Raw genomic sequence first — 15,125 nt, forward strand, 5'->3', positions numbered from 1 at the left:
GAATGGCCGGAATGAGTTATCCACAGGGGATTGAGGCCTCCCAGATCTTCGGAAAAGAAAAATGAGAATTTCCATCCTCGCCCTGACCGCAGCCCTTGGGTTGTGCGCATCCGCGCCGGGCCTCGTCGCACAGGATCTCGATCTCGACGAAGGCGCGGCGGTCGACACCCAGCAGGACACAGGCACGCCCGACACCTCGTCCGAGGCGCAGGTGGCCGCTGAGGCGGCGAACCAGACAGCAGAGCCGCAGACGACCACTCAGACCGCCACGACGACACAACGCGCCCCGTCCGGCTTCGTGCTTCGGGACATCCGCTTCCAGAACGGTTCGGCCTATCTCGCACCGGAGGACATCGCGGCGGCCAAGGCGGCGCTTGTCGGGCGTCGATACGGCAACGGTTCGGCTCAGGCCTTGGCGGAAGCTCTGACGCAGATGTACCGGGATCGCGGCATCCGCTCGGCCCGGGTGATCCCCTACAACATTTCGGGCGGCGTCCTGAACGTGGCCTTTTACGAACCGGTCATCGGCGCGACGCGAGGCGGGACCAATATCGTCTCGAACCGCTATCTGGACTTCCGTCTGCAATTGCCGAAAGGCGAGCTTGCGGACGACCGCAAGATCGACCCACGCATCGCGCGGCTCCAGGCGACGGATGGCTGGCCGTTGTCCTATGACTACGCACCTTCGGCCGAGAACACCGTGGACGTTGTGGTGAATGTGCCGGACATCCAGCGCCACGCCACGACCATCACGCTCGACAACTACGGATCGCCCGCATTCGGCCGGGCGCAGCTTGGCGTGAGCCACACGATCAACGGTGTCACGGGCTGGAACGATCCGCTGACCGTCGCCGCCCTGATCCGGCAAGGGTCGTTGACCGGAACCGTCGATTATTCACGGGTCGTCCTGCCCAATGGCGGGCGCGTTTCCCTCAGCCTGCTCGGCACCAATTCACGCTCGGTCATAGGGCCGCTCGTGACCGGGCGCACGCGGTCGGCGAATGCCAGCTTCACTCTGCCCGTCCTCGCCTCCGCCGAGCGTGGGATTTCGCTCTTCGTGAACGGCGCATACAACTGGGAGCGGTCTTCGCTTCTCGGTGTCCAGACGCTGAACGCCTGGGGTCCGCAAGGCACCGCAGGGGTGACGGGCTACATCAACGGCGAGGGATGGAGCGTTTCGGCGTCCGGTCAGGTCACCGCCGGCACCTATTCGGATGCGGTCTTCGCCACGACGGGCAACACCTATGTCGCCGTGTCGGGGTCCGCGCTGGGCGCGTTGTCCTTGGGCGAGCACATCTTTGCGTCACTCTCGGTCTCGGGCCAGTATGGCGTGTCCGGCGTCATGCCGACATGGAACACCTTCGCGGTGACCGGCCCTGCCGCCGTGCGCGGTTACCCTACGAACCTGTCGGTCGGTGACAGCGGATATGTCGCGCGGTTCCAGATCGAAAAGTCCTCGCCCTTCGCGCTTGGCGGTTCCATTGGGGTCCGACCGTTCGTTTTCGGTGACGTCGGGCAGGCCTTCGACAGCACCCGTGCGCCCCTTGGTCTTGCCAGTTCGATCGGGGTCGGTACCAGCTTCACCCAAGGTAACAACGTCTTCGGCGATATCTACATCGCCAAACCCCTCACCACGGGAATCGTCGGTTGGGCCACGCCCAGCGCGGCGCCGACAATCGGCGGTTCGATCTCGGTCAATTTCTGAGGTTCGGGTCGAACGCACAACACACACGGAACAGGGAGATCCGGGGCATGGCACTGAAGATTACGAAATTCGCGGCGATCCTTGCGTTCAGCCTGTTGCCGGGTCTGGCCATGTCGCAGGACGACACCACTGAGAACGTCGAAGCCGCCCCGGCAGAAGAAACCGCGCCCGTGCGCATCGCGAACGGCCAACGCTTCGGCGCCTGGACCGTCACCTGTGAGGCCGTGGCGGTCGGCGAGACGGCCTGCGTGCTCTCGCAACGTCTCGTGCGGACGTCGGACAACGCCTTTCTCGCCGAAGTTCTTGCGTTCTGGTCCGCAGACGGCGAACAAAGCTTCCTTGCCGCGCGGGTTCCGAATGGCGTGTATTTCCCGTCGGGCTTCGCCTTCAAACCGTCCGACAGCGAAGAGCGGGCCGAATTCGTCTGGCAATCCTGTTCGGCCGATGTCTGTGAGGCATTGTTGACCGAAGACCTGACGAAGCTCGAAGAATACGCGGCGTCGGAAGAGGGGGTCGTCGCGGGCTACCGCCCGAACCTGCGGTCCGAACCCCTGATTTTCCGTATGGACCTGAGCGGGATCGGTGAGGGGATGACCGCACTCAAGGCCGCCACCATCAAGTGACGCCCTCCGACGGGCGGTCGGATCATTCCCCGTCGTCCGAGGGTCGCGACAGCAGATAGGTGTCCATCAGCCAGCCTTTGCGCGCGCGGGCGTCCTTGCGGGTTCGCGCGACGTCTTCCGCAACGTCGCGCAATTTGCCTGACACGAGGAGTTCGTCCTCGGTCCCGACGTATCCGCCCCAATAGATCTCCAGATCCCCGTCTAGGTCGCGAAAGGCATCGCGCGAGTCGAGCATGACGACCACGTTTCCGCCGTCATCTGGCATACCTTGCGACAATTGTCGGCCCGACATGACGGTGAACGACTTCCCGATCCTGTTCAAAGCGACCTTGTGCCGGGCCGCCAGCGCCGAGACGCTGCTGATGCCGGGAATGACCTCGTACTCCAGTTCGACCTGTCCGGCGGCTGTGATGGCATCCAGAATTCCCATCGTGCCGTCGTAAAGCGATGGGTCACCCCAGATGAGGAAGCCGCCGATTTCGCCCGCGCCCAACTCCTCGACAATGAGCCGCTCATAGATCGCGCGCACCTCGGCCCGCCACGCCGCAACGTCGGTGGCGTAGACCCCATCCTTGGCGCGTTCCGGGATGTCGAAATCGACGAGACGGTAGTTCGACCCTTCGATGTAACGGTCACAGATTTCGCGGCGCAGATGGTGCAGGTCGGCCTTGTCCTGACCCTTGTTCGGGATGAAGAAGACCGAAACCTTGTTCAGGGCTTTCACGGCCTGAACAGTGACGTATTCCGGGTTCCCTGCACCGATCCCGATCACCATCAAATTACGTTTCATTCTTCGGCCCCTGTCGATCCGTCGCGCCTTTTCAGCGTCCTTGGCGGGGCGCGTCAAGGTGGGTGGCGTGCCGTCAATCCTCGCCGGCCTTTGCGATCTTGCGGGCAAGGATATCCAGAAACGTCGAAATCGCCTCGTTCGGCGGCTCTTCGCCATAGCGTGTGACGCCGATCGAGACGCGGGCGCCGGGCAGGCGGATGTCGACCGGCTTCAAAGCGGTCGGGAGGTTCCTGAGGCCGGATTTCCCGTAGCACAACAGGGCGATCGAACGGCTGGCGACGATCATCTGTTCGGCGTTCGAGAACGAGAACATTTCGGCGGATTGCGCCGGTGGGATGGTTCCGGCGGCCCGGAACATCCGGTCGAAGAAACCACGGATCGGGGTTCCGTGAGGCGCCACGATCCATTGTTCCTTGGCCAGCTCGGCCATCGAAGGCCTGTGATCGTGTATCGCGTGATCCGTCCGCGCGATCATCATGTAGTCCTCGAAATAGAGATGCTTTTCGACCATTTCGGGAAAAGGCGACGGATTGCGCAGGACGCCGATGATAAGGTCGATTTCGCCGCGCCGAAGTGCCTCGACAAGCGTGTCGTAGCCACCCGGAATCGCGACGAGTTGAACCCGCGGATGGGCCTGCGTGATCTCGCCGAATGCCTCGAGGACCAGCGACTGTCCCGAGAACGGGAGCATTCCCACCGATATGCGCCCGAGGAGCGAGTCGCCCGTGTCGGCCAGAAGCGCGGGGATGTCGTTCAGCGCGGCGTTGATGCGATCCCAAAGCGCCGCAATCGCGCGTGCAGCTTCCGTCGGTTCCATCCCGGCCTTGCGCCGAATGAAAAGGGTCGGCGCCACGTAGCCTGCGATGTCCCGCAGGGACTGACTTATGGCGGGTTGGCTGACACCCAATGCTCTTGCGGCGGCCGAGGCCGTGCCATGGCGGACGACGGCGGACACGGCACGCAAATGGCGCCAACGCGCGAGGCTCGGAAACCGCAGCGGCCCGTCATGGCCCAAAACGCCGCGTTCCAGCGTCTCGAACTCGGCCGTGATCCGGCGACACTGGTCGATCACGATCTCGCCGAGGGCCGTCGGCTCGGACCCGGACCAGCCACGCTGGAACAGGGCGACCCCCAACTGGCCCTCGGCACTGTTCAGGGTGCGCGAGAACGCAGGCTGCGACATGGCTGTCGATTCGGCAGCTTCCGAGAGCCTCCGATGCTCGGACAAGGCCCGGATCACCCGAACCTGCCGGGCTGAAAGGATGGCTGAGTTTCCAGACACGCATAAGTTATAAGTAAAATGAAGCCGCATATACAATATGCGCATAAGCGAAACCCGATGGCCGACATTATATCCGCTTTGAGGATTATGGGAGGACGCGCAAATGAGCGCAAAGACGCTTGAAGACCGCTTGGCAGGGCACGAAAGCCCGTTCGCCATGCTCTACGACAACCAGATGGGCCGCTATCCGTTCCCGATCGAGAGCGAATACACCCACTGGGCCGAAGAGCAGCGCGCTTGGCGTGAAGGCGTGGCGCTGATGAACCAGAGCTTCCACATGACCGACCTCTACGTGAAGGGCCCGGATGTGATGAAATTGCTCTCGGATATCTCGGTCAACAGCTATGCCAAGTTCGGCAAGGGCAAGGCCAAGCAGATCGTCTGCGTGAACCACGACGGCTACCTTATCGGCGACTCCATCGTGTTCGGCCTCGAAGACGACGAAGTGAATATCGTCGGCCGCCCCATCGTGCCGAACTGGGTGCAGTTCCACGCCGAGACCGGCGGATATGACGTTGTCTGCACCCGCGACGAACGCAAGCTGGACGATCCCGACAACCGCCGCCTGACCTACCGCTACGAAGTGCAGGGGCCCAAGGCGCTCGACCTGCTGAACGAGGTGAACGAGGGCGGTCCGCTGACCACCAAGTTCTTCAACATGGGCGAGATCACCATCGCGGGCTGCAAGGGCCAGACGCTGTCGCACGGCATGGGCGGTGCGCAGGGGCTTGAGATCTGGGGGCCGTTCGATGACGGCGACAAGGTGAAAGCACGGCTCATGGAAGTGGGCGAGAAATACGGCCTGCGTCTGGTGGGCAGCCGCGCCTATGCCTCCGCCGCAGCCGAGTCCGGCTGGGTGCCGAGCGTCGTTCCGGCGATCTACACCGGCGAGAAGATGAAGCCCTATCGCCAGTGGCTCAAGGCCACGTCGTTCGAGGCGCTCTCGACCCTTGGCGGGTCCATGAAGACCGGGAACATCGAAGACTACTACATGACTCCGTGGGACGTGGATTATGGCCGGGTCATCAAGTTCGACCATGATTTCATCGGGCGCGCGGCGCTTGAGAAGATGGCGGAGCAGCCCCAGCGCAAGAAAATGACGCTGGTCTGGGATGCCGACGACGTGCTCAAGGTGAACGCGGGCTACATGGACGATGGTGACCTGCCGACGAAGAACATGGATTTCCCCGCCGCGCATTACGCGAGCTACCCCTATGATCTGGTGACGAAAGACGGCCGTACCGTAGGTATCTCGATCGCGCCGGCCTATTCGGCGAACGAACGGGCCTGGATCAGCCTCGCCGTGCTCGATCCCGACGTGGCGGAAACCGGCACTGAAGTGACGGTAACGTGGGGTGAACCGGATGGCGGATCGTCTAAACCGACCGTCGAGCGGCACCGTCAGATCGACGTGAAGACCGAAGTGCACCCGTGGCCCATCCATGATGCGGTCCGCGAGACATATCGTAAGCAGACTTGAGGAGAGGACCGATGGCTGTGGTGAACATGATGCAAAACCGTCCTGCGGGCGCCCAACTGGCGGCGTTTCTCGAGGGCGTATCCATCGAAGTGATGCCGCGCACGGCGGCGAAGGTCGAGGATTTCACGGCGATCCTGCCGGAGAACACCCGTGTCTACATCGCCCATATCGAGGGCACGCCGATCGAAGAGATGGTGGACACCGCCAAGCGCCTCGCCGCAGGCGGGTTTCAGGTCATGCCGCACTTCCCCGCGCGGATCATGAAGGACACCGCCGAGCTCAAGGACTGGATCGACCGTTACGTGTCGGAGGCCGGTGTCGAACAGGCGCTGCTTCTGGGCGGCTCGCCCACTACGCCGGTCGGCAAGCTCGACAGCTCGATCCAGTTGATCGAGACGGGCTACTTCGACGGGTTCAAGCGTCTGCACGTCGCGGGTCACCCCGAGGGCAACGGTGACATCGACGCCAAGGGAACCACCACCCATGTGGACGAGGCCGTGCGCTGGAAGCAGGCCTATGCCGACCGCTCCGGCATCGACATGGCGCTGACGACCCAGTTCGTCTTCGCCGCGCAGCCGATGATCGACTGGGCCGAGCGGCTCGAGGCCGATGGTATCACGATGCCGATCCATGCCGGTGTCGCGGGCCCGGCGAAGCTTCAGACCCTCATCAAGTACGCCATCGCCTGCGGTGTCGGCCCGTCTCTGAACGTGCTGCAAAAGCGCGCGAAGGATCTCACCAAGCTTCTGAAGCCGTTCGAGCCGACGGAGGTGCTGACCGACCTTGCGGCCTACAAGGCCGAGAATCCGGACAGCCTGATCGACAAGGTGCACGTGTTCCCGCTGGGCGGAATCAAGAACAGCGCCGAATATATCCGCGAAAACGGCTGAACGGGTCTGGCCTGTTCTGACCCGAAGCCCGGCGCTTTCGAGGGCGGCGGGCTTTTTAATTGAGTGCGCCGGGCGGCGCACGCTTGGGAAGCACGTCTTTTCGGTTCCCGAAAAGCCATGCGGATGAGGGGCGCTGCCCCTCAAACTCCCCGAGGTATTTTCAGACCGAAGAAGATCAGTCGCCGTTCAGCAGGCGCTGATGGTGTTGCTTGAGCATGAACAGGCCCGACACCGTCAGGATCAGCGCCAATGTCACCACGAAAAGCGGTGAAACCCACGTCGGATCGTACTTCGGGAAAATGCCCGACTTGGCGAGGGAGGTGATGTGGATGAGCGGGTTCCACCAAAGCACCTGTTGCACATCGTCCGGGAAATCCTCGTACAGGAACAGCACGCCGGAGATGATGAATAGGGGGCGCGACGCGAAGCCCCACAGGCGCGCGACGATGGGCAGTTCCATGAACAGCCAGCAGGTGAACACGCCGAAACCGGCGCCAAGCATCACCGAAAGGCCGACCGCGCACAGAACCGGGGTCAGGTCGAAGCGAAGCCCGTGGCCCGAGACAGAGGCGATCCCGAAGAGCAGAAGGAAAAACACGACCGTGGCCGTCAATGCGTTGAGCAGGAACCGCGCGAGCACGGTGTCCAGCCAGATCACGGTCGGGAACTTGAGCAATGGGCGTGAAAACTTGAGGGCTGTCGTGATAGGGCCGCTCACCTGTCCGAAGATCGCGAAGACGAGGTGCCCGGACGCGTAGTACATGATGAAGGACGTGCCGAGGCGCGGCGTTTTTTGCAGGAAGCCGAAGGCGAAGGTCAGCGCGACGATCATCAGCAACGGTGCGGTGAACGCCCACAGGTAGCCCCCGGGCGATTTGCCGTAGCGTGCCGACATTTCCCTGAGAACAAGCGCGCCGACCGTGCGAAGCGTCGGGAACGAGCGTTTCGCAGGTGCGCTTGGCTGGTTCGTGATATCGCTGGCCGACAAGAGGGTCTCGAATTCTGGCGCCGATGCGCGCGAGTATGTAGAAGGAGAGGCAATAGTTCAACGCAAGGTAGAAAGGCGCCGCGTGCCCGAGGATTCGGCAAAGTCACGATCCGCAGCCGGCCCCGATGTCATCGTGCGCCCGATGGCAGGACCGGCCCGCCGGAAACGGCGGCATGTCGGTCTTCTCCTGTCATTCGTATTGATCGTGCTGCTGCCCTTGGCGGTGATCGGCTGGTATACCTATGTCCGGGCGGTCGATCAGTTCGCGTCCCACGTCGGGTTCACTGTCCGGCAAGAGGATCAGGGGCAGACGCAGGCGCTCTTGGGTGGACTTGCGCAACTGGCGGGTCCGACAGCCGCCGGTGGCGCGTTGGACGGCGAAATTCTTAACGAGTTCATTCGCAGTCAGGGCCTGGTGGCGCGGGTCGATGAGCGGCTCGACATGTGGTCGCATTACGCGGCGTTTCACGCGACCGACCCGGTGTTCGCGCTGCGCCCGGGTGGCACGATCGAGGATCTGCACGCCTACTGGGGCCGGATCGTCACCATCGACTACGATCAGGCGACGGGTCTTATCGGCCTCGAACTTCGCGCGTTCGACGCGGCCTTTGCGCAGTCCGTGGCGCGGGCGGTGCTGGAAGAGAGCCAAAGCCTCGTCAACGACCTGAACGCCGCGGCCCGCGACGATCTGGTCATGGCGGCCGAAGCCGATGTGGAGCTTGGCCTTGCACGGCTCAAGTCGGCGCGCGAGGCGCTGGTGAACTTTCGCACCCGGACCCAGATCGTCGACCCGGAAACCGATCTGGAAGCCCGGATGGGGGTACAGACGTCGCTGCAACAACAACTTGCTCAGGCCTTGGTCGAATACGACCTTCTCGTTCAGTCGGCGGGCGAACAGGCACCGACGGTCGTGCAGGCCGAGCGCAAGATCGACGTGATCCGGGATCGGCTGGCGGATGAGCGACAGGCCTTCGCCTCCGACCAGTCCTATGTCGGGGTCGAGGGGTATCCGGCCCTGATCGCCGAGTATGAAAGCCTGACGGTCGACCGCGAATATGCGGAAGAGACCTACCGCGCCGCTCTCGCCCAACTCGACGCCGCCAAGGCAAGCGCTGCCCGACAGAGCCGGTATCTGGCGGCCTATGCGCTTCCGACACTGGCCGAGGCACCGATCTATCCGAAACGGCAACAGATCATGCTCGTCTCGCTATTGTTCCTGTGTTTGGGGTGGGCGCTCGTGGTGCTGATCTATTACTCGATCCGGGACCGCGGCTGATGCTGCAAGGGATTGGGATCACCAAGTCCTACATGGTCAAAGGCAGGCCCAAGCTGGTGTTGGACGGCCTTGACTTCGAGGTGCCTGCCGGGGTGTCGCTTGGCCTCCTCGGGCGCAATGGGGCGGGCAAGTCGACACTGTTGTCGATCCTGTCGGGTGCGGTGAAACCCGACGCGGGAGAGGTCAGGACCGAGGGCACGATTTCGTGGCCGGTCGGGCTGCGCGCGGCCTTTCACAAGGACATGACGGGGGTGCAGAACGTGCGTTTCGTCGCGCGGGTCTATGGCGTCGACAGCGACGAGCTGGTGGAGTTCGTGCACGACTTTTCCGAGCTTGGCGACCACTTCTACATGCCATTCAAGACTTACTCCTCCGGTATGCGCTCCCGCATCTCGTTCGGGACGGCCATGGGCATCCACTTCGACACCTATCTGGTGGATGAGGTGACCGCGGTGGGCGATGCGTCGTTCAAGCGAAAGAGCCGCGCGGTTTTGCGAGATCGTCTGGCCAGATCGTCCGCGATCATGGTGAGTCACAATATGGATGAGCTGCGCGCCTCCTGTGACGCCGGGATGGTGCTTGCGGGCGGACGGGCGCGATATTTCGACGACATCGACGACGCGATCGAACAGCACGAATGGGATATGGCCCGCAGTTGATGCCTAACCAACTGTAAACACTTACGAGAATTGAAAACGAAGTTCGCGCAGGCGCCACATTTGCGTGCCGCCGGGCGCCATGCCTTTGCGCGATTCCATCCCTGCCAATGCGCTGGGGGTGGATATGGCTATCATCGTTCAAGGTCACTTCGCATCGGGTATCGATGCGCTGGACATCGGGATCACCGATCTTGAAATCGTGCCCAAAGGCTCCGGTCTGACGCTGTTCAGCCATTCAGGTCGGAACGGGGGTCTTGCAGGCTGGACTGTGTCGACCGGCATGGTCGGGCTTGTCGATCAGGTCGTCTATAACGCGGGTTGGATTTCCGGCACCGGGGATGTGATCGCGCTCGACGATGCGCCGGGAGGCGGGATCGAAGCGTTGTTCGGGTCGGTGACGACAGGTGCCCTGAGTGCCTATTCCGTCACGGATGCGGGGCAGGTCGGGACGATCTCATCCTATTCCGGCCTGAGAACAGATCTGGGGCGCATCACCGATCTTTCGGTCGGGATCGACAGCGTGGCCTTTGCCGATGCCTCGGGCGCATTCGGTTTCGCCGTTCGTGGCGGGTCCGGGGCGCTGTCTGGCATGACCGTGCTGTCCGACGACGAGGACATCCACCTTGCGCATGTCACGTCGGTTACGACGGCCACGGTCGGCGGCGCGCAGATCGTCATTGCCGGGGACGCTGGTGAGGACAGTGTCACCAGTTTCGTGACGACGGCGGGCACCCCAGTTCTTGCGGATACCGCAGGGCCGGAGGACGGCATCGGCATCATGGACCCGACCGACATGCAGGTGGTCGAAGTCCTCGGGCAAAGCTACCTCGTGCTCGCATCGGCGCAGGGCATGAACGGTGCGCTCACGGTGTTTCACGTCGCACCCGACGGCACGCTGACCCGCACGGATCATGTCACCGACAATCTGGACACCCGGTTCGGGGGCGTCACCGACATCGCCACGGTCGAACATGACGGCCGGGTCTACGTCGCCGCGGGCGGGGCGGATGATGGCGTTTCGCTTTTCGTCCTGCTGCCCGGCGGTCAGCTTCAATTCCTCGACGCGATCGAGAACACGTGGACGGATGGGGCAGGCGGGCAGGCCGCGCTCGCCGACGTGACGGCGATCTCGGGCGGGATCATCGCAGACACGCTCAACCTGTTCGTCGCGAGCGAAGAGGTAGGAGGGCTGACACGCTTGACCTATGACCTGTCGGATCAGGGCGGCCAGCAGCACCGCACGCAGACGTCCGGTGGGTCTCTTCTGGGGGGCGGGCTGGACGACATACTGGTCAGTGGGGCCGGATCAGACACGATTTCGGCGGGAAATGGTGACGATACCCTCGTGGATGGGGCCGGGCTGGACATTCTGACGGGCGGTGCGGGCGCGGACGTTTTCGTGTTGCGGGACGACCGGACCGAAGACCGGATCATGGATTTCGACCCTGACGTCGATACGCTCGACCTGTCGTCATGGCCCTTCTTTTACGACCCGGCCGCCCTGACGGTCGTGCCGAACGCAAACGGCGCGGTCGTGACGTGGCGCGATGAGGTGCTGGTGCTCAGATCCTACGACGGCACTCCGCTGTCGGCCTCAGCCGTCCGTAATGCCGTGCGAAAGACGCCGGATCGCGCGATGGACCTGTCCGGTTACGACTTCCCGGAGTGGGACGGTGAACTGGACGAAGAACCGGATATCGCGTTCGGCTACGACCTTGGCGACACGGATGGCGACGACCTGGTTACCGGCAGTTCCCGCTCCGAAATGATCGCGCTGTCCACGGGCGATGATGTGGTTCACGCGGGCGGAGGCAACGACCGGGTCGATGGCGGTGCCGGTCGCAAGACGATCTACCTCGACAACGGCGACGACATCTTCGACGACAAGGATGCGAGCACGGCGCTCGACGGCGATGTCGTGCGCGGCGGTGCCGGGAACGACACGCTGCTCATGGGCCTCGGCGACGACGATGTCGATGGCGGAACGGGGCGCGACCTGATCCGGGCCGGTGGCGGGAACGATACCGTGACGGGTGGCGCCGGGGCCGACGAGGCGTGGCTCGGCGCCGGGAACGACACCTATCTCGACGGCGACGACGAGGGCCCCAGCGACAATGACGTGGTCTACGGCGAGGACGGGGACGACACCATCACGACCGGCAACGGGGACGATCAGATCGACGGCGGCGATGGCGACGACCGGCTTGGGGGCCGGGCGGGTCATGACATCCTGTTCGGCGGCCGGGGCGCGGACATTCTGTGGGGCGCGTCCGGAAACGATCAGCTGCGCGGTGACGATGGCGATGACGAGATCTTCGGCGGGTCGGGCAGCGATCATCTGCTTGGCGGGGCCGGTATTGACCTGATGGAAGGTGGCAGCGGCGACGACGTGGCGCACGGCGAAGACGGCGACGACACCATGTGGGGGCAGGACGGCGACGACCATTTCATCGGCGATGGCGGCGACGATCTGATCTACGGGGACGGCGGTCGCGACCGGCTGGTCGGCGGCGATGGCGCGGACCTCGTTTATGGCGGCGATGGGGATGACGAGCTTCACGGTGAGGGCGGCTTCGACCGTCTGTTTGGCGGGGACGGCGATGACGTCATGTATGGCGGCGAGTTGCGCGACGTGCTGTGGGGCAGCAATGGCGACGACATTCTCTACGGCGGGGCATGGCACGACATCCTCAAGGGGCATGGGCACGACGACAAGATTTACGGCGGCATCGGAATCGACGCCATCTGGGGCGGTTGGGGGAACGACACGCTCCGCGGAGGCTGGGGTGAAGACAGGATTTATGGCGAATCCGGCAACGACGTCATTCATGGCGACGGGATGAACGACTGGATCGACGGAGGCACGGGCTATGACCGCATCTATGGCGGTGACGGTCACGACGTTGTTTTTGCCAGCGGCCACAACGACACCGTTTATGGCGGCGTCGGCATCGACAGGCTGCACGGCGGCTGGGGCAGTGACGTGATTTATGGCGAATGGGGCGTGGACCGTCTGTGGGGCGATTCCGGCAATGATCGGCTCTATGGCGGAGGTCTGAATGACTTCCTCTGGGGCGGAGACGGTGCTGACCGGATTTACGGTGGCACCCACAACGACATCCTGTTCGGAAACGGCCACGCGGACTATCTCGAAGGCGGTGTCGGCGTCGACAGGCTCTATGGGGGCTGGGGAAACGACACGCTGCGCGGGGGATGGGGTGCAGACCTTTTGCGCGGGGACAGTGTAAATGACCGCCTCTTCGGGGACGGCTTGAACGACAAGCTGGTCGGTGGGCTGGGGAATGACATCCTCTACGGTGGGTCGGGCGCGGACAGGTTCGAGTTCTGGCGCTGGGACGACCGGGACAAGGTGATGGATTTTTCGATGTCCGACCGGATCGTGCTGCACAACGTCGCGCGGTCCATGGTGTCGGTTCACACGTCGGGGGGGAGCACCTTCATCGAGTGGGGGAACGAACAGGTTGAATTGGTCGACTTCACCAATGGCGGTTTCGACAAGGGCGACATCATTTTCGACTGATGGCTCACGGGCCGATCAACACAGCGTCCATAAGGTCGGCGAGGTCGAAATCCCCTTCGAGAAAGACCGTGTGCCATGCGTCGAAGACGATACGAACGCCGCCAGCCTCGGCCACGGCGGATGCAACGACCAGATCGACGGAGTCGACGAGTTCCCGTCCAATCTCAAGTCGGTCGCGCGCCGGACGAAAATCGGTGATGGTATCGTGCCCGTCGCCCTGCCGGAAAACGAAGGTGTCGGCGCCGAACCCAAGCGTGACCGTATCGTCGCCCGCACCGCCACGAACGCGATCACCGCCGGGACCGGCAATTATCAGATCGTCCCCCGTGCCCCCGTCGATGTCGTCCCGACCCTTGCGACCCCAAAGGATGTCGTTTCCCGCGCCCCCCGATATCCGGTCGTTTCCGCGCCCGGCATAGATCGAATCGTCTCCGGGGCCGCCGGTGACGGCATCGTCGCCTCGCCCGGCGGAAATCCAGTCTTCGCCGTCTCCGCCCTCGACGGTGTCAGCGCCGCGGTGCGCGATGATCCGGTCGGCACCTTCGCCGCCCCGAACCAGATCGTTGCCGCGACCGGACATCAGGGCATTGTTCGCGTCGTTCCCGATGAGCACGTCGTTTCCGGTTCCCGTCCTCGCGTTTTCGATCAGAACGCCCTGCGCGATGGTGAAGCCGCCCGCGACCGAACGGGCAGCGGACAGGAAGCCGCCACCGCCCGGCCCATAGTCCAAGGTCGCGGGCCTCAGGTCGATGATGGCGTCGCGCAGCCCGGCATACCGGATCGTATCGGTGCCGCCCGTGTCCCAGATTGATCGCCAGCCGGTCCCGATCTGATTGAGGTCCGGAAGGTCGTAGATGTCGTCGCCGTCGGCGGTCGCAAGGTTCGCGCCGTACATCGATTGCAGCGCGGCAATGTCCAAAGCCATCGGCCCGGTCTGGTAGCCCCAGCCGCCGGAGAGCGCGGCGAAACTCCCCCAATCTCCCTCGTTCCAGCCGAAGTTGTAGGACATCGTTGTGTAGATGCCCTGATTCAGGCCAGCCGTTCCGTAATCTCCGAACGCGACCGCCACCCCGTCCATCACCGTCGAAGTGCCGCCGGTGTCATGCGGGTGCGACAGGCCAAGACCATGCAGAACCTCATGGATCAGGATCGCCTGGGTCAATGTGCCCGGAACAAGCGCGCTTCTGTCCCAGCGTTCGCCGTTCAGGTTGCCGTGGCCGGCACTGGCTTCGCCCGGCGGATGGAAGTAGCCCAGAAGGTTATGAACCGCGAGTTCGTCGTCATCGAGACCGAAAAGGAAATTTGCGCTCGTCGGGTCATCGACGCGCGTGAACGTCAGATTGGTGACCGCTTCGATGGCGCCGAAGGCCTGCATCGCCCGTGTGATCTGGTCTGCGCTCCACCCTTCCGAAGTGATCCCGTCCACCTCGACCCCCGCCCCGGCGAAACAGACGGTGATCGCATTGGTCGGAACCTGCGTTCCCCAAAGGATCGACGCGACGGGGGAGTTGGCGAGGGACGAGACGTTCAGAACGTATTGCCCGGTCACGGCGCCCGAGGCGTAGGCATCGACGAAAAAGGTTGCGCTTTCCTTGGCCGTGTACGTGATCCGGGCGTTGAGGTTCTCGGCGCTCATGTCGAGGTTCAGGTCGATCAGGTGTCCTGAGGCGTCGTACAGGTCGAGGATCGGGTCGCTCACCCCGCTCTCGGCCGCACCGCGCAGCGTGATCGTCACCGTCTGGCCGGCGTCCAGGTCGAGCCTGTACCAGTCTTCGTCAAAGACCGTTTCCGAGACCCCGATGCGGGTCTCGCCGACCGCAATCGTTGCCGTCGTGCGCGGATTCCCAGCAATGTCCGGCATGGCACACCCCACCAGCGAAGCCCCCGCTCC

At 63.5% G+C, this 15,125-nt stretch carries 11 protein-coding genes; 7 read left to right on the top strand and 4 right to left on the bottom strand.

Going from position 1 to position 15,125, the window contains the following annotated elements; translation table 11 throughout:
• The first annotated feature begins 61 nt into the window (after positions 1-61).
• Together RB2654_RS13975 and RB2654_RS13980 are read left to right on the top strand one after the other, a co-directional pair.
• Entirely contained in the window at positions 62-1,705 is a 1,644-nt protein-coding gene (locus tag RB2654_RS13975; protein WP_040884898.1) for a ShlB/FhaC/HecB family hemolysin secretion/activation protein, read from the top strand.
• A gap of 47 nt (positions 1,706-1,752) precedes the next feature.
• Positions 1,753-2,328 carry an invasion associated locus B family protein gene (locus tag RB2654_RS13980; RefSeq protein WP_040884900.1) on the top strand — a complete coding sequence of 192 codons (576 nt, stop codon included), beginning with the start codon at positions 1,753-1,755 and terminating at the stop codon, positions 2,326-2,328.
• A 22-nt stretch (positions 2,329-2,350) separates the two neighbouring features.
• On the opposite strand, the gene cobF is transcribed toward RB2654_RS13980, so the two are convergent.
• Together cobF and RB2654_RS13990 are read right to left on the bottom strand one after the other, a co-directional pair.
• Positions 2,351-3,118: a precorrin-6A synthase (deacetylating) gene (gene cobF, locus RB2654_RS13985; RefSeq protein WP_040884902.1), complete on the bottom strand. Its 768-nt coding sequence runs from the start codon at positions 3,116-3,118 to the stop codon at positions 2,351-2,353.
• Between the two features lie 73 nt (positions 3,119-3,191).
• On the bottom strand, positions 3,192-4,559 hold the full coding sequence (locus tag RB2654_RS13990) for a LysR family transcriptional regulator (RefSeq protein ID WP_083783397.1): 1,368 nt from the start codon (positions 4,557-4,559) through the stop codon (positions 3,192-3,194).
• Here RB2654_RS13990 and RB2654_RS13995 point away from each other — a divergent pair.
• On the top strand, positions 4,504-5,880 hold the full coding sequence (locus RB2654_RS13995; RefSeq protein ID WP_040884906.1) for an aminomethyltransferase family protein: 1,377 nt from the start codon (positions 4,504-4,506) through the stop codon (positions 5,878-5,880). The genes RB2654_RS13990 and RB2654_RS13995 overlap by 56 nt on opposite strands.
• 11 nt (positions 5,881-5,891) lie before the next feature.
• Positions 5,892-6,770 (top strand): methylenetetrahydrofolate reductase, encoded by an 879-nt coding sequence (locus RB2654_RS14000; protein WP_040884908.1) that lies wholly within the window; start codon positions 5,892-5,894, stop codon positions 6,768-6,770.
• Positions 6,771-6,945: 175 nt separating this feature from the next.
• Here the strand turns inward: RB2654_RS14000 and RB2654_RS14005 are convergent, their stop codons facing one another.
• Positions 6,946-7,758: an ABC transporter permease gene (locus RB2654_RS14005; protein ID WP_148912501.1), complete on the bottom strand. Its 813-nt coding sequence runs from the start codon at positions 7,756-7,758 to the stop codon at positions 6,946-6,948.
• 142 nt (positions 7,759-7,900) lie between these two features.
• On the opposite strand from RB2654_RS14005, the gene RB2654_RS14010 reads away from it, so the two are divergent.
• The 3 genes from RB2654_RS14010 to RB2654_RS14020 all read left to right on the top strand — a co-directional run bounded on the left by RB2654_RS14010 (position 7,901) and on the right by RB2654_RS14020 (position 13,234).
• Positions 7,901-9,034 (top strand): KpsE/RkpR family capsule polysaccharide export protein, encoded by a 1,134-nt coding sequence (locus RB2654_RS14010; RefSeq protein ID WP_148912502.1) that lies wholly within the window; start codon positions 7,901-7,903, stop codon positions 9,032-9,034.
• A complete protein-coding gene (locus RB2654_RS14015; protein WP_040884910.1) occupies positions 9,034-9,693 on the top strand; it encodes an ABC transporter ATP-binding protein in 660 nt (219 codons plus the stop codon). The genes RB2654_RS14010 and RB2654_RS14015 overlap by 1 nt, the downstream gene beginning before the upstream one ends.
• Positions 9,694-9,817: 124 nt before the next feature.
• Positions 9,818-13,234 carry a calcium-binding protein gene (locus tag RB2654_RS14020; RefSeq protein WP_161600695.1) on the top strand — a complete coding sequence of 1,139 codons (3,417 nt, stop codon included), beginning with the start codon at positions 9,818-9,820 and terminating at the stop codon, positions 13,232-13,234.
• A gap of 4 nt (positions 13,235-13,238) precedes the next feature.
• On the opposite strand, the gene RB2654_RS22470 is transcribed toward RB2654_RS14020, so the two are convergent.
• Positions 13,239-15,095 carry a M10 family metallopeptidase gene (locus RB2654_RS22470; RefSeq protein WP_050771965.1) on the bottom strand — a complete coding sequence of 619 codons (1,857 nt, stop codon included), beginning with the start codon at positions 15,093-15,095 and terminating at the stop codon, positions 13,239-13,241.
• Positions 15,096-15,125 lie beyond the last annotated feature (30 nt).

The sequence above is a fragment of the Maritimibacter alkaliphilus HTCC2654 genome (genome assembly GCF_000152805.1).
Taxonomy (GTDB): domain Bacteria; phylum Pseudomonadota; class Alphaproteobacteria; order Rhodobacterales; family Rhodobacteraceae; genus Maritimibacter; species Maritimibacter alkaliphilus.